Below are 19,889 nucleotides of genomic sequence, written 5' to 3'. Positions count from 1 at the left end.
GTACTGTTGGTTTGTCCAAACAGTGAATTTAGTTTTAAATAAATTTATGCAATCAATTATTGATTATTTTAACAAACCTTTATTAAAAGTATCGCTGATATTTGGTTTGATAACAGGCCTGTCGGCTTTTATATTTTTTCTTACACTGTACGTCGTAGGGATTGCACCGTTAAGTAATGTCAGAGTTATGGATATGGGCGTATTTGCGATTCTTATAGCGGGAGCCTGCTGGTACTATCGTAAAAAATTCAGAAACGGCTTTTTACATTTGTGGGAGGCGCTTACGATCGGCTATGTAGTATTGTGTATCGCCGCTATAATAAATGGCTGGCTTATCTTTTTATTCGTTTCGTATGTAGACCCGGGCGTATTTGCAGATTACATTTCAAGCAATTTACAATTGCTTACAGACGGACGAAAAACGCAGCTTAACTATCTTTCTGATAACGAATTTCTTGAGATTTTTAAAAGAACTCAAAATGATAAGCCGTCAATCCTTATTAAAGATGAAATAAGTAAAAAGCTTCTGATAGGAATCATCCCTATTTTGATCATATCGCTGATTTTTAGAAAACAGGATTACGGCATTTATCAGAATAAATCTTAATTTTACCAGGTCGGGATATTACAAAAGCCCTGTTTGATTTTTCGGGCGACGTTATGAAATAAGCGGATTTTTTTGTTAATTATTTCAACAACCTAAACAATCAAAAAGATGGAAGAAAAAGTATCTACTGCACGTGTTGCGCTTAAATATGGCGTATTAGGGTCGGTCGTAATTATGATTTATACGACTATAATCAACGTTTCCGGACTGTCACAGAATAAGTTTCTGCCGATGTTGTCGTTTGTTTTCATGATCGTGATCATGGTGATGGGAATGAAGGAATATCGTGAACAGAATAAAGGATTTATGTCATATGGAGAAGGGCTTGGATTGGGTACGCTTCTGTCGGCAGTGATGGGATTTTTATCGTCCATGTTCACCATGTTTTACATACGCTTTATAGATCCTACCATCCTTACGCAAGGCCTTGATAAGGTTCGTGCCGATTTTGAGGCGAAAGGAATGGATGATGCAAAAATTGATGAAGCAATGGCATTCTCGCAAAAATTTATGTCACCTGGTATTATGTTTGCCATGGGTGTTTTTGGTTACATCTTTATGGGTTTTATTATATCATTGGTTCTGTCAGCAATCCTGCGCCGCGAAAAGCCTGTTTTCGAATAACTATTTCACCATTAACTTAAAACAGTGTTAGCAATATTTCAGAAGGAAGTAGGAAGTTTTTTTAACTCACTGATTGCCTACATTGTTATGGCAGTTTTCCTGACGGCTGTTGGTTTAATTGTCTGGGTTTTTCCTGATTCCAGTATTCTGGATTATGGATATGCGGATCTGGCCTCGTTTTTTTCGCTGGCTCCTTATGTTCTGATCTTTTTGATCCCCGCCATTACGATGCGGTCATTTGCCGAAGAAAGCCGTAATGGAACCCTGGAATTATTACTGACCAAACCGATTCGTAACCGCGATCTGATCCTGGGGAAGTTTTTCGCTAACTGGGTGCTGGTGATCATTACGATCCTGCCTACGGTACTTTACTATTTTAGCGTATATCAACTAGGGAATCCGGCTGGAAATATTGACTCAGCGGCCGTTGCGGGTTCTTACATTGGCTTACTGCTTTTTTGCGGCGTATTGGTGTCAATCGGTATATGGAGTTCTTCTTTAAATGATAATCAGATCGTTGCCTTTATTCTTGCTGTTTTCCTGGGATTTATCCTTTACGTTGGATTCGGCGCGGTATCACAGCTTTTAGAAAGCGGAACGTTTGCACAGATATTCTCCTGGGTTGCGCTGGATGGTCAGTACACCGCTTTGGGCAAAGGCCTGATTGATTCCAGAAACGTCATTTACCTGTTAAGCATAACCTCCTTTTTTTTATACCTCACCTATTGGCGTATAGAGGTTTTGAGGAAATAATATCATTTTTGTTACCGTTTGTTACAGAATTGTATAGAATAGTAAATTTTATCATTTCACAAGTTCTAAAAACCTGAATTAGTTGATCCATTTTTGTGTGATGATCGTATATCATTTAAAACACACTAAGATGATAAATTATAGGGGCACTTTCACGCCAAAACCACCGATACTGCAGCTTGTAGCAATTCCCGGGCCGGATTATGTGATTGTATTATTTTACATACCTCATCTCCAGATCTTCGGAAATTTTATTAGCTTGCCATTAAGAAACATACAATTTAATGTTAAGCAACTCTTGGCGACCAGTAAGTTAAAATATTCGGAAGAAGAATTAGTGGCGGCTCTGCAAAGAAACGAGCGTACCGCTTTCGAATTTCTATACGATCACTACTCAGGAGCTTTGTTTAATATCATTTCGAAAACATTGAGGGATGAGGAGAGAGCGGCCGATGTATTACAGGAATCTTTTTTGAAAATCTGGAAAAATATTGCTTCATACAATCCGGAAAAAGGAAGACTGTTTACATGGATCATGAACATTGCACGTAATGGTGCAATAGATGCTGCAAGGGTGGAGGGAAGAAAACCGATCATGGATGATATTGACGACAGAGCTGTTCAAAATGAGAGAGACGTATCTGAGGATTCAATGACCACCAGTTCGGAAATGAAAGCTATCATTGATATGCTCAGGCCCGAGAGGAAAATTCTGATTGACATGGCCTATTTTCAGGGTTATACTCATGAAGAAATTTCCGAAGAATTACGTATCCCGTTGGGTACGGTAAAATCAAGAATCCGAACAGCATTACAAGAGTTAAAACAATACTTTGCAGTATGAATATCCAAGCCTACATAGAGTCCGGTATATTAGAGGAATATGTATTGGGCACTGTTTCTCCTCAGGAAAAGCAGGAAGTGGAGTGTATGTCTCACATTTATCCGGAGATAAAAGAAGAGCTGTTGAGAACCGAAAGCGCTTTGGAAGAATATGCACTGAAACACCAGACAGCACCGCCTGCGTCGTTAAAAGAATCACTTTTCTCCAGGATGAATTTTGATTCTCCCGATGCTCAGAAACCTGACGAGGAATTTGCAATTGAAGAATCTAACGTTGCTAAAAATATAAGTAATGACATTCGCAATGGGGATTTTGTAGAAATACCTGCTCCTCTGGAATCGGCTGATGCAAAAGTGATCAGCGACGCATTTGTCAGAGAAGAAGTTAAGGAGGTAACGCCATTCTGGGCAAAACTTGCAATTGCGGCTTCTATACTTTTGACACTTTTTGCGGGATGGTCTGCGATGCAGGTAGCCGACATGCGAAAAACTAACGAAGCCATGTCTGCAGAAATGCAGAATATGAAAAAGGATGCAATTTATGCAGAGCAGGTTGCAGCGATGTATCGTGATCCTCAGTTTAAGCTGGTAAAACTTGCCGGACTTCCAAAATCACCGGAAAGTAACGTATCTGCATTTTGGAATAAGCAAACCAATGAGGTCATGCTTGACATTCAAAACCTGCCTCCGGCACCTGCAGGCAAGCAGTATCAGCTTTGGAGTATTGTAGATGGTGCTCCTGCTCCCGTGGATCTGGGTATGCTCGATGAACAATTTGAAAAGAAGTTACTTAAGATGAAAAATACGAAAAACGGATCCGTAGCCTTTGCCATTACTCTGGAAAAAAAAGGCGGAAATCCTACGCCCACCATGGAGGAGATGTATGTGATGGGTAAGGTGGTGTAGAACAATTGATTTGAAGAAATAAAGAGCGGGCTCGGATCAACAGATCTGAGCCCGTTACTTTTTATGCCGTTTGTGAAAATATCAGCAGGCAAAAAAAAGTGCTTCCCAGGATTTTGAGAAGCACTTTTTAAAATAATGAACCTTATATTACAAGCAGATTAATATCTGTAAGTGTCAGCTTTGTAAGGACCTTCGATTGTAACGCCGATGTAAGCAGCCTGTTCGTCAGAAAGTGTTTCCAGTTTTGCACCAACGTGGGCAAGGTGGAAAGCAGCAACTTTTTCATCAAGCGCTTTTGGCAGAACGTATACCTTTTTCTCGTAAGCATCTGTGTTTGTCCAAAGTTCGATTTGAGCAAGTGTCTGATTTGAGAAAGAGCAAGACATTACAAAAGATGGGTGACCCATTGCACAACCCAGGTTTACCAACCGACCTTCGGCAAGAACGATGATGTCTTTACCTTCAACGGAATAAATGTCAACCTGTGGTTTGATTTGAGATTTGCTGGCACCGTAAGTACCGTTCAACCAAGCCATATCGATTTCATTGTCGAAGTGACCGATGTTACAAACAACAGCTTTATCACGCATTGCAAGGAAGTGACGATCTGTGATGATCTTATAGTTTCCTGTTGCAGTAACGAAAATATTGGCACGGGTTGCAGCTTCGTCCATAGTTACAACTTCGAAACCATCCATAGCAGCCTGAAGCGCACAGATTGGATCGATTTCAGTAACCAATACACGGCAGCCAGCTCCACGAAGAGATTCAGCAGAACCTTTACCAACATCACCGTAACCCGCTACAACAGCAACTTTACCGGCAAGCATCAAATCAGTTGCACGCCGGATTGAATCTACAAGGGATTCGCGGCAGCCGTATTTGTTATCAAATTTAGATTTGGTAACTGAATCATTTACATTGATTGCAGGTAAATGAAGCGTACCATTTTTAAGGCGATCGTAAAGACGAAGAACACCGGTTGTTGTTTCTTCTGAAAGTCCTTTGATACCTTCGATCAATTCAGGATAATCGTCAAAAACCATGTTGGTTAGGTCTCCTCCGTCATCAAGAATCATGTTCAGAGGCTTGCGATCTTCCCCGAAGAAAAGAGTTTGTTCGATACACCAGTTGAATTCTTCCTCGTTCATTCCTTTCCAGGCATAAACCGGAATACCTGCTGCTGCGATTGCTGCTGCTGCATGATCCTGAGTTGAGAAGATATTACATGAAGACCAGGTAACCTCTGCACCCAATGCAGTAAGTGTTTCGATCAACACTGCAGTTTGGATTGTCATGTGAAGACAGCCAGCTACACGCGCACCAGCAAGGGGCTGTGATGGTCCGTATTCAGCACGAATCGACATTAAACCAGGCATTTCAGCTTCTGCCAATGTGATTTCTTTGCGACCCCACTCTGCCAGAGAGATGTCTTTAACCTTATAAGGAATGTACGTTTCGGTTGACGTTGCCATTATTTAAGTTTTAGTTTATTTCAAAAATTATATTACAAAATTAAACAGAAAAACCATCCATAGGAACTGTGATAGATTAAATTTGGAGTTTTAAGGTTTAAAATAGATTATTTATCTCTTTGTGGCTCCATTTACGGCCAATAAAAGAGAAGAACAGGTGGATGGGGAAAATTGACAGATATTTTGTCGGAAGCCTAAAATTGAGTTTTTATATACAAAAAAGCGCAATCCTTTCAAGATCACGCTTCTATGTCGCCCAGACGGGGTCGCCCAGACGGGGTCGCCCAGACGGGGTCGCCTAGACGGGGTCGCCTAGACGGGGTCGCCTAGACGGGGTCGCCCAGACTTTCCAAGCCTTCAAGACTTGGAAAGTCTAAGTCTGATTAAACCAAAACAGTAAAGCTCTTAAATATAGCTCCGATTCTTACTGCGTCAAATATACGTGCCTGTGTTCCTCCATGGTTCAAAACCGATTGTTCATGTGAGGTTACACACATTTCGCATCCGTTCAAAGCTGAAACAACAAGACTTAAAAGTTCAAATAATTCTTTGCCCAAAACCGGATTAACCATAATACTCATCTTAATTCCGGCCGGTGCTGTGTCGTAAAATTCTTTATGCATGAAATGCCTGAAACGGTAGAAAACGTTGTTGGCATTCATCAGAGAGACGCAGGCTGCAACCTCAGCAATTTCCTTTTCATCAGCCCCTTCATTCACTGCAAGCTCTTCAAGTGCAGAGATGACAGCAGCATTTTTTTCATTGATGGCTACCGATAAAGCGATCAGAAGCGCATCCTTACGGTTGATGTTCTGCGATTTCAGAACATTGCTCAAATTGATTTTAAGATCTTTCAAATACCTGTGATCCAGCGCTGCCAATTTATTGATTAGTACACTTTCAAATTCAGCCGGTAAATTAACTTCTTTATACAGAGAGTCTTTTGTATTCCCTGTTGCTGCAAATGGATACATTTTAGTGAGATTGAAGTGGGGAAGAAGAAGTGAACAGTTTACAGTAAATAGTTCACCGGGGCTCTAATCTTGATATTTTAGAGTTTACAGCGACTTTATTTTTTAGTAAACAGTTCACAGTAAAGAGTATGCCGACTGTAAACTGTTTACTAAAAACTTAAAACTATGCCAAAGTAGCTTCACCTTTTACCCAGTTGCATGGGCAAAGTTCGTCAGTTTGAAGAGCGTCCAATACACGGATCACCTCAGTAACGTTACGGCCAACAGAAAGGTCATTTACACTTACCCAACGAATGATTCCTTGTGGATCAACGATGTAAGTTACGCGGTAAGCGATTTTCTCGTTTGCTTCAAGAATTCCAAGCTCTTCTGCCAATGATTTTGAAGTATCAGCAAGCATCGGAAAACGAAGATCACGAAGATCGTCGTGGTTTTTACGCCATGCAAGGTGAACGAATTCGCTGTCAGTAGAAGCACCGATCAGGATTGTATCGCGGTCTGCGAAGTCATCAACGTGTTTGCCAAATTCAGCAATTTCAGTTGGACATACAAAAGTAAAGTCTTTTGGCCACCAGAACATTACCATCCATTTTTCTGCGTTTTTGTGATCTTCAGAAGTGATATCGTAGAATTCGTTACCTTTTTCAAGAGATACTACAGATGTTTTTTTGAATTCAGGGAAGGTAGATCCAACCGATAAAAGTCTATTTGCCATGATTGCTCGTGAGATTATAAATTGTATTTTTTGATGTTGCAAACTTACAACCGAAGCTCATTGCAGGCAATTTTTGGCATGGTACTATTGGAGGAAAGACTTGTTTTAATCAAATGGATTTAGTTTCTTCTATACAAAATGGGATGTTATAAGTTTCGTTTATAATGCCATAAATTTGTACTATATAATTATATTAGTAATTAAAGTAATTATAGATATCAGCCAGGTATGAGCGGAAGAATCGTTTCCAGTGCCATCCCACGCGATCCTTTTATGAGAAAATGTGTGTTTTCCTGCGGATTGTCCATAACCCAGTTATGAAGCGAGAATTTATCAGGAAAGTAATAGGCTTTCGGAAGTGCAGGAAGGGCGTGCTGCATGAGTGTTCCGGCAAGAATAACAATATCAAATTTTTCATCCGCAATCTGTTTACCAAGTGCAAGGTGTTCTTCCGGAGCGGCATCGCCCAATTCAAACATATCACCCAGAATCAGTATTTTTCTTGAAACATCCATCCGGGCGAAATTTTTAATTGCCGCAGCCATCGAAGAGGGATTTGCATTATATGCATCCATAATCACCGTATTACTTCCTTTCTGTACAACCTGTGAGCGGTTGTTATCCGGTTGATAATTGGCGATCGCTTCGTGTGCATCTTCATCTTCAACACCCAAATGTTTGCCGATTGCCAGCGCTGCACAAATGTTATCAAAATTGTAGTGGCCGGGAAGATGGGTTGTTACGCTACGCTGGTTGTTTCCTTTATATATGACAACCGGACTTTCCTCAATCAATTCAGGATTGACAGGACTGGTTGGTGAACAGTAAAAAACGATTTCACCAAACGCGCGTCTTTTGCTGACCATCTCCATAAGCGTATCGTTTCCCGCATTTACAAAAACGGTTCCTTTCTTTTTCGACAGATAATCATACAATTCACCTTTGCCCTTTATGATTCCCGGCATTCCTCCAAAACCTTCCAGATGTGCTTTTCCAATATTGGTAATCAATCCGTGTGTAGGCTGCGCAATTGAGCAGAGTAAGGCAATTTCTTCCTGGTGGTTGGCGCCCATTTCAACGATGACTATTTCATGTTTCTCGCAGTCAACAGAAAGGATTGTTAGCGGAACGCCGATGTGGTTATTAAGATTACCCTTTGTTGCATACGTATTAAACTTCATCGACAGCACCTTTGCGATCAGTTCTTTCGTAGTTGTCTTTCCGTTCGAGCCGGTTAATCCGATTACAGGAAAAGTGAATGTTTTGCGGTGATGTCTGGCCAAGTCCTGTAATGAAGCCAAAACATCTTTAACAAGAAGAAATTTGGGGTTTTCGCCCAGGCTGGCATCATCCACAACTGCATAACCCGCTCCTTTTTCCAGAGCTTGCACAGCATATTGATTTCCGTCAAATTTATCTCCTTTCAAAGCAAAAAATATACAACCGGGTGTGATCAGGCGGGTATCGGTAGAAATTTTGGCTCCGTTTGTGTAAATGTCGTAGATTGTTTCGGTAGGCGTATACATATATAATCAGGCAATTTTTGTAAAAATCTTTAAAATGGAATGGCTGAAAACATTGATGTTCCGGCGCATTAATAAACTTTGTTCCAATCGCTCAATCAAATGGATTCTTATTTCGTTAGGTTTAAGAATCTGTTTGACGGATGACAAAATTAACGGATTATTATTCAACGATGCCAACGAAATATACCTCCTTATTTTTCCTTCTTTTTTGTATAGGTGTTGCCAGTGAAAGTTCAGCGCAGCAATCCTGGTTCCGGATGGACTCAACTGTCGCGGTTTCGGCGAAAGGTGCAAAACTGGTAAACCCCTGGGCCGGCGGATTGAATGCGTCACAATTTCTAAAAATGCACCTCGACAATGATACAACCGAGGATCTTGTTGTTTTCGATCGCACCAACAGTAAAGTCACCACCTTTATCGCATCGGCCAATCCTGCGGATGCTTCTAAAAAAATATTTATACATGCTCCTTATTATGAGCAGCTTTTCCCCAAGGTTGATAACTGGATGATTCTGGCGGATTATAACGGAGACGGACTTAAAGATCTTTTTGCGAGTACATCTCTTGGTATTACCGTATACAAACAAATTAAAACAGGTACTGTCTGGTCGTGGAAACTTCAAAGGGATGCGCTCAATACACAAGGTTTTTCAACAGATCTTAACTTGCAGGTGTCCGGGCCGGACATTCCCGGAATCATAGATATTGATGGAGACGGTGACCTGGATATTCTGACGTTTGATTTTTCGGGAACGAATATCGAACTCCATCAGAACCTTAGCATGGAAAAATATGGCGTTCCCGATAGTTTGGGACGTGCCAAAGCGCCTGTATTTATGCGAAATGGAGACTGCTGGGGTAATTTTCATAAGGGAGACGGTGAAGATTTTGTTTTTGGAGCTGCCTGCGGAGTGGTAGATAATTCCGGTGGAAGGGTGATGCATGCAGGGAATTCAATTTTACTGCAGGACCTTGACGGTGATGGTAAACGTGACTTATTGGTCGGTCACGTGAGTAATGAGCACATTTCTTTTCTTAAAAATTCTGCAAACGGCCTGATTGCTAATTTTACTAGTTACACAAACACTTATCCCGCTGTTAGCCCGGTGTCGTTTTACATTTTTCCGGCGGCATTTATGGAAGATGTGGATTTTGACGGGATAAAAGATCTAATCGTAGCTCCAAGCGTTTCGACAAATGATGGAAATCTGGTTGATTTTAAGTCTTCCAACTGGCTTTATCATAATGCAGGTACCACGAATAATCCCAATTTTCAGCTGCTGCAAAAGAATTTCCTGCAGGATCAAATGATCGATGTAGGTGAAAACGCAGCGCCTTCTTTTTTTGATATTGATGGAGACGGCGATCTCGACATGGTTATCGGAACCGGCGGGATTCAGGGAACCTCCGGATTTCGTGGCGGATTCTGGCTTCTAAAAAACACCGGAACAAATAAAAATCCACAATACGAAGTTAGCTCTGAAAATTATCTGGAAGTTCCCGGAACTTTGGGATTGTATAATCTTAAACCACAATGGGCAGATTTTAACGGAGATGGTGTTCCGGATCTGGGTTTTGCCGGCGTTTCTACTTCCGGCATAAAACCGGAGTTCAGGTATATTCCCAATAAAGCCGCAAAGGGTGCAGCAGTGCAGCTAAATATCGCAGATGCCGTTTTATTGACAATGCCGTCAGAAGCACAGATCGGAGATAATCCATTTTTTTACGATACAGACGGTGACGGTGATTTGGATCTGATTGTGGGTAAACCGCTTGGAAACATTTATTACTATACAAATACCGGTAGTAATAAACAATTTACGTTTAAGCTTGAAACCGATACTTTTGCCGGTGTAGGGCTCAACTTTGAAGGAAGGTTTGTACATGCGGTTGCGGAAGATGTCGATTTGGATGGTCGCCCGGATCTGCTGACGGTCGATCACACGGGCACAATGCGTTTGTTTTACGGAGCTGCCTGGGGAAAATGGACAACCCGCGAGAGTCTTCTCGTTGATTTCAACGGCAAAGGATCTGCTCCTGTGTTGGGCAGATACCTGACGACCGCCGTAGCGGATTACAATGGTGATGGCAAACCTGACGTGGCCGTAGGTACGAATGCAGGTGGTCTGAGGCTGCTTACCAATATTTTACCTATAACAATTACCGGTACGGAACCGACAATTGATAACGAAGTAAAAGTCTTCCCCAATCCGGCGAGTGATTACATTAAAGTATTATCTTCAATAAAAGGCTCATTGCGAATTCTGAATATCACGGGATTGACTATCCGTCAGAGTTTACAGGTTAAAGCGAACGAGGAGTTCGAAGTGTCAACATTAAACTGGGTTCCGGGACTGTATTTATTTGAATTGCAGAGCGGCGCATCGCGCACAGTTAAAAAGGTGGTGATAAAATAAGATCGGTGAAGGGTCGATTGAGTGGGAATAATTCAAAAAAAATACAGTAAATCACAAATTGAAATAGTTATAAAGTCGGGCTCTTACTTTCAGTAACTTAGCCATTGCAGAAATTGCTATAATACTTTTATTACAATAAATCGGGGAAAATTTGTCTTTTCAAGCAGTACGGTACAGGATGCGCGGTGACTTATACCATGGCATATTACGGTTTGAATGGTTCATTTCGACAGGTTTTTTCAAACCGAAACAAAAATAATTTAACCTCATGCAAGCTCTGTTAGGCGTACTTTTTCATTTTATTGGAGGTTTTGCTTCCGGAAGTTTTTACATCCCTTATAAAAAAGTTGAAGGCTGGGCCTGGGAAACCTATTGGATCGTAGGTGGAATTTTTTCATGGCTTATCGTTCCGCCTGTTGCTGCATATCTGACGATCCCCGGTTTTACAGAAATTATAGCACATACCAATGGTGGTATTTTGGCACTGACTTACTTCTTCGGGGTTTTGTGGGGAATCGGTGGGCTTACCTATGGTTTGGGCGTACGTTATTTGGGCGTTTCGTTGGGTAGTTCCATCATCCTGGGATTATGTTCTGTTTTTGGTGCGCTGATCCCTTCGGTTTACTACCAGTTTAATCCAACCGCCGGTAAAGATTCTATCTCGGATCTCTTCAACAGCAACTGGGGCCAAATGGTATTGCTTGGTTTGCTGGTATGTGTGATCGGTATTATCATCTGCGGAAAGGCCGGCGCAATGAAAGACGACGATCTTAAAAAAAGCGGGTTTATTGCCGACGAAAAATCTGAATTCAAAATAGGTCTTGGATTGACCGTCTCTATAATCTCAGGTATTTTAAGCGCATGTTTTGCCTTTGGTATCGATGCAGGTAAAGTAATGGCAGAAGAAGCTAATGAAGTTTGGAAAGCGGCCAATCCGGGTAATGGCGAATTTCTTTTTCAAAACAATGTGACTTATGTTGTGATTCTACTGGGCGGGCTTACAACCAATTTTATCTGGTGTATGTTGCTGAACGCCCGCAACAAAACTTTTGGTGATTACACCAATTCAAAAACGCCTTTGGTTTCCAATTACATTTTTTCTGCCCTTGCCGGAACAACCTGGTTTCTTCAGTTCTTTTTTTACGGAATGGGAGAGAGCAAGCTTGGAAACGGACCAAGTTCCTGGATTCTCCACATGGCGTTTATTATCCTTATAGCTAATTCCTGGGGTTTGATTTTAAAGGAGTGGAAAGGAATTTCAAAAAAGACGCTTACAACCATTATTGCCGGTATTCTCGTTATCGTTCTTTCTGTCCTGATCGTAGGTTACGGAAATTATCTGCGGGAGTAAATTTATTTGAGTAATTACAGGCCTGTTCAAACTTATATAAGTAGTTTGAACAGGCTTTTCTTTTGAAGATGATTGATACAATCTTAGAAAATATTTCATAAAAGCATGATAGCGCAGGATAGTTGACGTAAAGTGTTTATCCATATTTACATGCCAATTACAAGATTTAATTGGATCTATTGAAGTGCAGTTAATTGTCGATGTAAATTTTTCCTGATACGTCCGTGAAACAAGCAGAATATTTGCCAGATAGTTACCAGGCCACACGCTGGCAGCAGGTTTGTGCCGGGGATAAGGCTGCATTTGGAGAAATTGCTGAATTGAATTATACGGCGCTGCACCATTATGGAACACGGTTCACTTCTGACCGTGATATGATCAAAGATTGCATCCAGGATCTTTTTCTGGAAGTATGGGAAAAAAGAGAAAAGTTAGATTACGTCATTTCCATTAAACCTTACCTCTTTCAGTCGTTAAGAAACAATCTGATCCGTCGGATCAAAAAGCAGTCTGTGTTTTCTGACATTTCAGAAAATGGCGATTTTCCGGAAGACGGACTTTCGGCAGAATCAAACTGGATTTTGTCCGAGACCGATCAGCTTACCAGCAATCGCCTTAAAAATGGCATTGAACTCCTGCCCAAAAGACAGCGTGAAGCGCTTTATCTGAAATACTACGAAAATCTTTCTTACGATGAGATTGGTGAAGTAATGGGACTTCAGCGGCAGGCTGTTGCTAATTATCTTCAATATGGTATTCAAAAACTACGCGAGTATTGGCAGTGTAAAACGATTTTGCTTGCTTTCATTTTCAATTTACTGCTACCGTAATTAACGGGTGAAAAAAAATATTGAAAATATACCAAATATTTTCAGTTCTCATGGGTACTATTTATTTGTCGAATACTCATCGTAATAGGCAAGTAATTTGACAATTCCATGAATAATTATAATGACTTCGGCATTGAAGATTGGCTGAACGATGCAAAGTTTCAAAATTGGGTATTCAGGAGAGACTCGGATCTATTATGGAAGAAGTATATAGAATCAAATCCGGCGCAATATGAAAACATGGAGCAAGCCAGGAAAATCCTTTTGTCAATAAAAGGAGACCTGGATATCGTTACGCCTCAGGAAGTAAAAGTCCGGGTGTCGGAAATAGTGGAATCTCTGGATGACTCGGGAAGTAGTAATTCGGTAAACTTTTGGTGGAAGCCCGGATGGCTTCGGGTGGCCGCTACCATTTTGTTGGTAGCGGGTTTAGGTGGAATTTTTTGGAAGAATGTATTTCAAAATTCGGGTCCATACTATACACTAACTAAAAGTCATGCATCCGAATCTCTTGACGAACTTATAAATGATACCGATCAGTCACAACTGGTCAATCTGCCGGATGGAAGCTCTGTTATTTTGCAAAGTAATTCACGGATCAGTTTTCCACACAAGTTTAATCCTGAAAAAAGGGAAGTATATCTTTTAGGTGAAGCTTTTTTTGAGGTTCATAAAAATCCGCATCAGCCTTTTTATGTTTATGCCAACGAATTAATTACTAAGGTTTTAGGGACGAGTTTTAACGTGCGTGCCTATGAGGACGACAAGGAGGTTAGTGTAGTGGTTAAAACAGGAAAGGTTTCTGTTTTTGCCCAGAACTCCCGGGAAGCGATCAGAGACAGCCGGTCGCTGAATGGGATGATACTAACACCCAATCAACAGGCTACCCTGGGCAGGCGTAACCTGCAAATTGTAAGAAAGGTTGTAGATCAGCCCGAAATACTAAATCTGCCTGCTGACAATCAAAATTTTTCCTTCAAACGAAAAAGTGTAGCCTCCGTTTTTGAATTGCTCGAAAAGGCGTATGGAGTTGACATTGTATTTGACGAAGACCTGACGGCAAACTGCACCATAACCGCCGAACTTGGTAACGAGCCACTTTTTGAAAAACTCAACATGATCTGTGCAGTAATGGAAGCGAATTTTGAATCCATTGATGGACAGATAATTATAAATACGAAAGGCTGTAAATAATTAAAAGCCGGAGCACTATCCGGATGAATTTTATTTCTAAACAATTCGCCTATGTAACATTTTGACTTAAACTAAACAAGCCGGAGATGCTGGTAACATACCCCGGCCTGTACATTCAATCTTCTTTCTTTGTCTGGTAAACAAAGTCTCTTCCGAGAGCAAAGAGGACGTGGCCCCGTAAATCGCTTAAATCACAAAACCCTGTCAAAATTATGAATAAACGTCGACAAAAAGGCGAGATTCTGTTCAAACTTATGAGAATCACGATACTGCAGATTGTATTGTCCATGCTGTTTATTGGCATTTCTTTTGCCAATGATTTACGTGCCCAGGAAGTTCTGGATCAACGTATATCCCTAACGGTAAGCGGGATGGACATCGAAAAAGTACTGGAAAAAATTCAGAGCCAAAGCAGGGTTCAGTTTGTGTATAGTTTTGAGATAATCAAAGCCAGCCGCAAGGTGTCCCTTAACGTGCGCAACGAGCGTTTGCAAAACGTTTTCGATGCGTTGTTTCTACCGTTAAATATCAGCTATTCGATTTCTAATAAAAAGACAGTTCTTTTAAAACGTGCCGGACAGGGAAGTTCAGAAGCTTCTACGGCAGATGACTACCCATTGCAGCCATCCGCTGATTATTCCATGGATAAGCCAATCCGGGGAAGAGTGGACGATGAAAAGGGCAATCCGCTGCCAGGTGTAAGTGTTGTTGTAAAAGGCACTGCACAGGGAAGTACAACCAACTCGGATGGTACCTATCAGCTTTCTGTGGCTGATAATTCGGCAGTTCTGATTTTCAGCTTCGTTGGATTTTTAAGCCAGGAGGTTCCTGTCGGAAGTCAGTCGGTTATCGATTTGGTTTTAAAAGAGGATGAAAAAGCACTTGAAGAAGTTGTTGTGGTAGGTTTTGGCCAGCAAAAGAAAGTATCAGTAACCGGTGCAGTTTCGACGGTAACGAGTGAAGTATTACAGCAAAATTCATCAGCTAGTTTGGCAAACGCATTGGCAGGAAGGCTTCCTGGCTTAACATCCATACAATCCGGCGGAGGCCAGCCAGGCCGTGACGACGCGACCATGTATCTGCGTGGTGCCGCTACTACGAATGGTAAAGGTCCGCTGATTTTGATCGATGGTGTTCCCCGTGATAACATTCGTACGCTGGATGCAAACGAGGTTGCTTCTGTTTCTATTTTGAAAGATGCGTCAGCGACGGCTGTATTTGGTGTTAGAGGTGCAAATGGTGTTATTCTGATTACCACCAAACGCGGCGTACCCGGAAAAACAGAGCTGACAATCAATACCGAACAAAGTTATTCTTCTTTTACGCATGAGCCGGAAAGACTTCATTCTCTGGAATATATGGCTTTGAGAAATGAAGCTTCGCGTAATGATGGCATTACACCGCTTCCTTTTACCCAGGAAGTGATGGACCGTTATGCAAATCCACTGGCAGGACTGGATCCAAATGCACCCGACTATGCGCAGCAGGCGAAAGTAAGACAATATATGTATCCTGATCATGATTATTACCGTGAATACATTTCCCGTTACTCTCCTCAAACCAGGGTAAATATGAACGTGAGCGGCGGTACAGATAAGGTTTCTTATTTTGTAAACGGCGCATTTCTTCATCAGGGCGGAAACCTGAATACCGAGCCAAAGTCAGTGCTTGGTTATGACCCGTCTGCAAAAATGGACCGCTTTAATTTTCGTGCTAACCTTGATTATAAAGTCACCAAGAACATAAAATCATTTTTGAACATCGGCAGTTACATCGAGCGGGTTAACATGCCTGCCGCCTGGCTTTACGGTAACGATACCAATTGGATGATGACTGACTTATTATACCAGGCTCAGACCATTCTTCCGATCACACCGGGACCGGTTACAATCGACGGATTTGGTGTTGCGCCGGGACAAATCGTTGATCCGGGTTACATGGATCGCTCGGCTTTTGAAATCATGAACCGTTTTGGTTACCGCAACGAAGTTCGTTCCAACCTGAACGCCTCTTTTGGTCTTGAACTGGACTTAGGCAGGATAACCAAAGGACTTAGCGTAAAAGGTATGTTGTCTTATGATTCCAAATCGACAACAGCGATGTCAGGAAATGTATCTCAAAGATTATATCTGGCTGAGGTAAATCCTGCAACAAACACTTTAAGTTATGCAGTGAAACGTTCGGATGAGAGTCTTCTTTCCTTATCAAAAGGTGCTGACTCACGTTACAATATTAACATGCAGGGTTCTCTTAATTATGCAAGAACTTTTGGTGAAAAACATGACGTAACGGGTATGATCCTGGCGCAGCGTGATACCTGGGAGTCAACAGCAGGTGAAATCCCTTTTAATGTATTGGGCGTCGCCGGACGTGTTACTTATGGTTTCGACGGCAGGTATCTTGCTGAATTTAACATGGGTTACAACGGTTCAGAACAATTTGCGCCAAGCAGAAGATTTGGTTTCTTTCCGGCAGTTTCCGCAGGATGGGTTGTTAGCAATGAAGCTTTCATGAAAAATAACAGAGTCGTTACGAACCTGAAATTCAGAGCTTCTTATGGTAAAGTTGGAAATGACCAGATGGGAAGCGCACGTTTCCTTTACCAAAGTAATATTACCATGGGCGGAGGCGGTCCGTTAGGGAGTCTTGGTTTAGGTCAGCAAGTGAACCAGGGACTATTGGGTAATCCGGATATTTCATGGGAAGTTGCCAAAAAGCAAAACTATGGGGTTGATCTTGAAGTGTTAAAGGATTTCAATCTTTCATTTGATTACTTTATTGAAAACAGAACGGATATCCTTATTTCCCGTGGTACGATACCTGCTTTTCAGGGTGTTCCGCTGGGTAACATTCCTCGTGTGAATATGGGAGAAGTGAACAACAAAGGATTTGAAGTTGAGCTTACCTACAACAAGATGCTCACCAAAGATCTGAAACTGATGATTAGAGGAAATTACGGATTCAATCAGAACGTAGTAAAGTTTGTTGATGAGTCGATCAATGACGCAACCTATGCTTATCGTTACAGAACCACAGGTTTCAGATTGGGGCAGGCATGGGGTTATAAAATCGACTATGCAAATGGAAACGGTTATTTCAATTCCAAGGAAGAACTTGACAGCTATCTTGCCAAAACGAAATACGGCTTTGGAGAACCAAGAGTTGGTGATTTTAAATATATAGACCTGAACGGAGATGGAATCATTAACGATAAAGACCAGGCTCCGATAGGCTATTCCAGCATTCCTGGTGTTACCTATGGTGTAACATTAAGCCTTGATTATAAAGGTTTTGACTTCACTACTTTTTTCCAGGGAATAGGAAGATACAATACCAATTATGCCAACCAGGGTGTTTATGAATACACGATCAGAGGTACTTACTTTGATTATCACAAGAAGGCCTGGACGCCGGAGCGTTATGCAGCCGGAGAAGAAATAACTTATCCTGCGCTGAGCACGCACAGTACTACCAACCACACGGCCAATGATTTCTTTATCATGAACCGTTCGTTTATCCGTCTGAAAAATATCGTTTTAGGTTACACTTTGCCTAAAAACGCATTGACGAAAATTGGTGTACACAATTTGCGGGTTTACGTAAGTGCTCAGAATTACTTCACCTGGGATAAGCTGAAAATGGGTCACCTGGATCCTGAAAATAACAGCGCAATCGGCTATCCTGTTACCAAAATGGCAAACCTGGGCTTAAACATTACCTTCTAATTCCTGATTGAAATGAAGAAATTTAAACATATTTTATTGTCGCTAACACTGTCGGTTTTAGTCGTAAGTTCTTGTCAGAATGCACTGGACATGGCACCGGACGGCAAGCTTACGATGGATGAGATTTTTGCCGACAATGATAAAACCGGCGCATTCCTTAACAGCTGTTACGGTAACATGCCTGTGAAAGGAACCCGGTATTATTTTTGGCAAAGAGGACCCGTTGTATGGAGTGACGAAGCCTGGGACACAGATGCCGAAGCAGAATCCGGACTGATGTCGGGCCGGTATTATAATGGAGATGCATCCGCGGGAAATCACCCGATAACAAACATAAGTGCCGATGCAGGTAATGGCGACTACTGGGCAAGATACTGGAACGCAATCCGTAACTGTAGTTATTTTATCAGTCGTATTGACAAAGCTGCGGTTAAAAATCCGGCTGATGCAAAACGCTGGAAAGCCGAAGCGCATTTGCTGAGAGCTTACTATTATTCAGAATTGCTGAAATGGTTTGGACCGGTACTTGCAATTGAAAGGGAACCATATACTTTTTCTGATGACTTTTCTACTGTAAAAAGAGGAAGTTACTATGAGGTTGTCAAGTTTATCATCGAGGATTGCGATGTAGCGCTCGGAACAGCCGAACTTCCATGGAGAATTACCACCGACGGGGAAGCCGGTCGAGTGAACAAAGCACTTGCTGAGGCCATCAAATCCAAAATGATTCTCTTTGCAGCAAGTCCACTCAATAACGGCGGTAAAGATATCTGGCAGGAAGCATATCAGATTAATAAAACTTCACTGGCCAATCTGAAAGCAAACGGATATGAGCTTTATAACAAAGTAAATGTACCTCAGACATATCTTTCGGACGTAGCATTTTTGGGGCCGGATAAAAATGAGAAAACTGCGCTTTATAATGAATACTTTACGCGTTCAATGACCTATTCCTCTAATCCGGTTGACAGGGAAACGATCTTTCAAAGCCGTGACGGACAGGGGAATATCTGGGATATTGACGGTATTGGTGCGCAGGATGGGTATAAAACAGGAACATGTCCTTCGCAGGAACTGGTTGATTCTTACGAAACGAAAGATGGTCAGCCAATACTTGATCTGGTCACTCCGTATCTGGACGACCAGCATTTAAAACCAAACTACAATAAAGCCAATACACTGTTTAAGCCTAACGATCCTTATGCTAACCGGGATCCGCGTTTTTATGCGTCCATTTATTATAACGGGTCAAAAAGAAAAGCACTCTGGACTTTTGCAGAATCGCCGGAGGCAAAGGAAAACTATCCCGCACCGATCGGAAACCGTACGCGTATCATCGCTACCTACGTAGGCGAACCGCAAACAGGTATACACGCTACAACCCGGCGTGCAACACGTACAGGTTATTTTGAACGCAAGTTTCTTCACCCGAATTCAGGTAATGACAACGCAATCGCCGGAGCAAACTGGAAGATGTTCCGACTAGGGGAAGTAATCCTCAATTTCGCTGAAGCTGCAGCCGAAGCAGGACAGCTCGCCGATGCCGTGAAGGCCGTCAATGAAATCAGAACCCGGGCAGGTATGCCTGATTTGCCTGCAGGTTTGGCAAAGGATGAGCTCATCAGGAGAGTTCGCAATGAACGCCGTGTTGAGCTGGCCATGGAAGAAAACCGCTACTTTGATGTAAGACGCTGGTCGGCACCGACAGCAGATCTTTCTAAAACAGACAGATGGATCACCGGTGCGGAAATCATCAGAAACGCCGATGGTACTTACACCTACGGACGCCGTCTGGTGCGCTCTACGGAACGCAAAAGCTATTCTAACAAATTCATGTATTTGCCGATTCCGCTTGCCGAATCAAACCGTTTGGTAGCAATCACAGGGGAAAACTGGCAGAATCCGGGTTGGTAAGCAGAAAGAGGTTTTTAATTGACTTAGAAGATTAA

15 protein-coding genes are annotated in these 19,889 nt (G+C 41.9%); 11 read left to right on the top strand and 4 right to left on the bottom strand.

Translation table 11 applies throughout. The features are described 5' to 3' along the window. Positions 1-46 precede the first annotated feature (46 nt). The 5 genes from E0F88_RS26810 to E0F88_RS26790 all read left to right on the top strand — a co-directional run bounded on the left by E0F88_RS26810 (position 47) and on the right by E0F88_RS26790 (position 3,733). Entirely contained in the window at positions 47-607 is a 561-nt protein-coding gene (locus tag E0F88_RS26810; RefSeq protein WP_131961368.1) for a DUF4199 domain-containing protein, read from the top strand. 108 nt (positions 608-715) lie between these two features. Further along, on the top strand, positions 716-1,231 hold the full coding sequence (locus tag E0F88_RS26805; protein WP_131961367.1) for a DUF4199 domain-containing protein: 516 nt from the start codon (positions 716-718) through the stop codon (positions 1,229-1,231). 24 nt (positions 1,232-1,255) lie between these two features. Continuing rightward, positions 1,256-1,984: a gliding motility-associated ABC transporter permease subunit GldF gene (gene gldF, locus E0F88_RS26800; RefSeq protein ID WP_131961366.1), complete on the top strand. Its 729-nt coding sequence runs from the start codon at positions 1,256-1,258 to the stop codon at positions 1,982-1,984. A 130-nt stretch (positions 1,985-2,114) separates the two neighbouring features. After that, entirely contained in the window at positions 2,115-2,828 is a 714-nt protein-coding gene (locus E0F88_RS26795; protein WP_229213926.1) for an RNA polymerase sigma factor, read from the top strand. Further along, positions 2,825-3,733: an anti-sigma factor gene (locus tag E0F88_RS26790; RefSeq protein WP_131961365.1), complete on the top strand. Its 909-nt coding sequence runs from the start codon at positions 2,825-2,827 to the stop codon at positions 3,731-3,733. The genes E0F88_RS26795 and E0F88_RS26790 overlap by 4 nt, the downstream gene beginning before the upstream one ends. A 158-nt stretch (positions 3,734-3,891) precedes the next feature. Here E0F88_RS26790 and ahcY read toward each other — a convergent pair whose 3' ends face one another. The 4 genes from ahcY to E0F88_RS26770 form a co-directional block, all read right to left on the bottom strand. Next, positions 3,892-5,208, bottom strand: a complete 1,317-nt coding sequence (gene ahcY / locus E0F88_RS26785; protein WP_131961364.1) for an adenosylhomocysteinase — start codon at positions 5,206-5,208, stop codon at positions 3,892-3,894. Positions 5,209-5,591: 383 nt separating this feature from the next. Further along, positions 5,592-6,182, bottom strand: coding sequence for a carboxymuconolactone decarboxylase family protein (locus E0F88_RS26780; protein WP_131961363.1), 591 nt, complete (start codon positions 6,180-6,182; stop codon positions 5,592-5,594). A gap of 163 nt (positions 6,183-6,345) precedes the next feature. Beyond that, on the bottom strand, positions 6,346-6,897 hold the full coding sequence (locus E0F88_RS26775) for a peroxiredoxin (protein WP_131961362.1): 552 nt from the start codon (positions 6,895-6,897) through the stop codon (positions 6,346-6,348). A 218-nt stretch (positions 6,898-7,115) separates the two neighbouring features. Further along, positions 7,116-8,423 (bottom strand): UDP-N-acetylmuramoyl-tripeptide--D-alanyl-D-alanine ligase, encoded by a 1,308-nt coding sequence (locus E0F88_RS26770; RefSeq protein ID WP_131961361.1) that lies wholly within the window; start codon positions 8,421-8,423, stop codon positions 7,116-7,118. A 140-nt stretch (positions 8,424-8,563) separates the two neighbouring features. On the opposite strand from E0F88_RS26770, the gene E0F88_RS26765 reads away from it, so the two are divergent. The 6 genes from E0F88_RS26765 (at position 8,564) to E0F88_RS26740 (ending at position 19,854) form a co-directional block, all read left to right on the top strand. Then, positions 8,564-10,840, top strand: coding sequence for an FG-GAP-like repeat-containing protein (locus tag E0F88_RS26765; protein ID WP_229213925.1), 2,277 nt, complete (start codon positions 8,564-8,566; stop codon positions 10,838-10,840). A gap of 268 nt (positions 10,841-11,108) precedes the next feature. Beyond that, positions 11,109-12,191 carry an L-rhamnose/proton symporter RhaT gene (gene rhaT, locus E0F88_RS26760; protein WP_131961360.1) on the top strand — a complete coding sequence of 361 codons (1,083 nt, stop codon included), beginning with the start codon at positions 11,109-11,111 and terminating at the stop codon, positions 12,189-12,191. Positions 12,192-12,415: 224 nt separating this feature from the next. Then, a complete protein-coding gene (locus tag E0F88_RS26755; RefSeq protein ID WP_165940162.1) occupies positions 12,416-13,021 on the top strand; it encodes an RNA polymerase sigma factor in 606 nt (201 codons plus the stop codon). Positions 13,022-13,129: 108 nt separating this feature from the next. Continuing rightward, positions 13,130-14,215, top strand: a complete 1,086-nt coding sequence (locus E0F88_RS26750) for a FecR family protein (protein ID WP_131961358.1) — start codon at positions 13,130-13,132, stop codon at positions 14,213-14,215. Between the two features lie 254 nt (positions 14,216-14,469). Continuing rightward, positions 14,470-17,940, top strand: a complete 3,471-nt coding sequence (locus E0F88_RS26745) for a TonB-dependent receptor (protein ID WP_165940161.1) — start codon at positions 14,470-14,472, stop codon at positions 17,938-17,940. 12 nt (positions 17,941-17,952) lie between these two features. Further along, entirely contained in the window at positions 17,953-19,854 is a 1,902-nt protein-coding gene (locus E0F88_RS26740; RefSeq protein ID WP_131961356.1) for a RagB/SusD family nutrient uptake outer membrane protein, read from the top strand. Positions 19,855-19,889: the final 35 nt, after the last annotated feature.

The sequence above is a fragment of the Dyadobacter psychrotolerans genome (genome assembly GCF_004349265.1).
Lineage (GTDB): Bacteria > Bacteroidota > Bacteroidia > Cytophagales > Spirosomataceae > Dyadobacter > Dyadobacter psychrotolerans.
Note: the sequence above shows the minus strand (reverse complement) of the source record. Positions and strands in the feature narration are given on the sequence as shown.

Excerpts from the sequence above, each read along its gene's own strand:
- E0F88_RS26810 (WP_131961368.1), top strand. The coding sequence starts at position 47 with ATGCAATCAATTATTGATTATTTTAACAAACCTTTATTAAAAGTATCG.
- E0F88_RS26805 (WP_131961367.1), top strand. The coding sequence starts at position 716 with ATGGAAGAAAAAGTATCTACTGCACGTGTTGCGCTTAAATATGGCGTA.
- E0F88_RS26795 (WP_229213926.1), top strand. The coding sequence starts at position 2,115 with ATGATAAATTATAGGGGCACTTTCACGCCAAAACCACCGATACTGCAG.
- E0F88_RS26790 (WP_131961365.1), top strand. The coding sequence starts at position 2,825 with ATGAATATCCAAGCCTACATAGAGTCCGGTATATTAGAGGAATATGTA.
- ahcY (WP_131961364.1), bottom strand. The coding sequence starts at position 5,208 with ATGGCAACGTCAACCGAAACGTACATTCCTTATAAGGTTAAAGACATC.
- E0F88_RS26780 (WP_131961363.1), bottom strand. The coding sequence starts at position 6,182 with ATGTATCCATTTGCAGCAACAGGGAATACAAAAGACTCTCTGTATAAA.
- E0F88_RS26775 (WP_131961362.1), bottom strand. The coding sequence starts at position 6,897 with ATGGCAAATAGACTTTTATCGGTTGGATCTACCTTCCCTGAATTCAAA.
- E0F88_RS26770 (WP_131961361.1), bottom strand. The coding sequence starts at position 8,423 with ATGTATACGCCTACCGAAACAATCTACGACATTTACACAAACGGAGCC.
- E0F88_RS26765 (WP_229213925.1), top strand. The coding sequence starts at position 8,564 with ATGACAAAATTAACGGATTATTATTCAACGATGCCAACGAAATATACC.
- rhaT (WP_131961360.1), top strand. The coding sequence starts at position 11,109 with ATGCAAGCTCTGTTAGGCGTACTTTTTCATTTTATTGGAGGTTTTGCT.
- E0F88_RS26750 (WP_131961358.1), top strand. The coding sequence starts at position 13,130 with ATGAATAATTATAATGACTTCGGCATTGAAGATTGGCTGAACGATGCA.
- E0F88_RS26745 (WP_165940161.1), top strand. The coding sequence starts at position 14,470 with ATGAGAATCACGATACTGCAGATTGTATTGTCCATGCTGTTTATTGGC.
- E0F88_RS26740 (WP_131961356.1), top strand. The coding sequence starts at position 17,953 with ATGAAGAAATTTAAACATATTTTATTGTCGCTAACACTGTCGGTTTTA.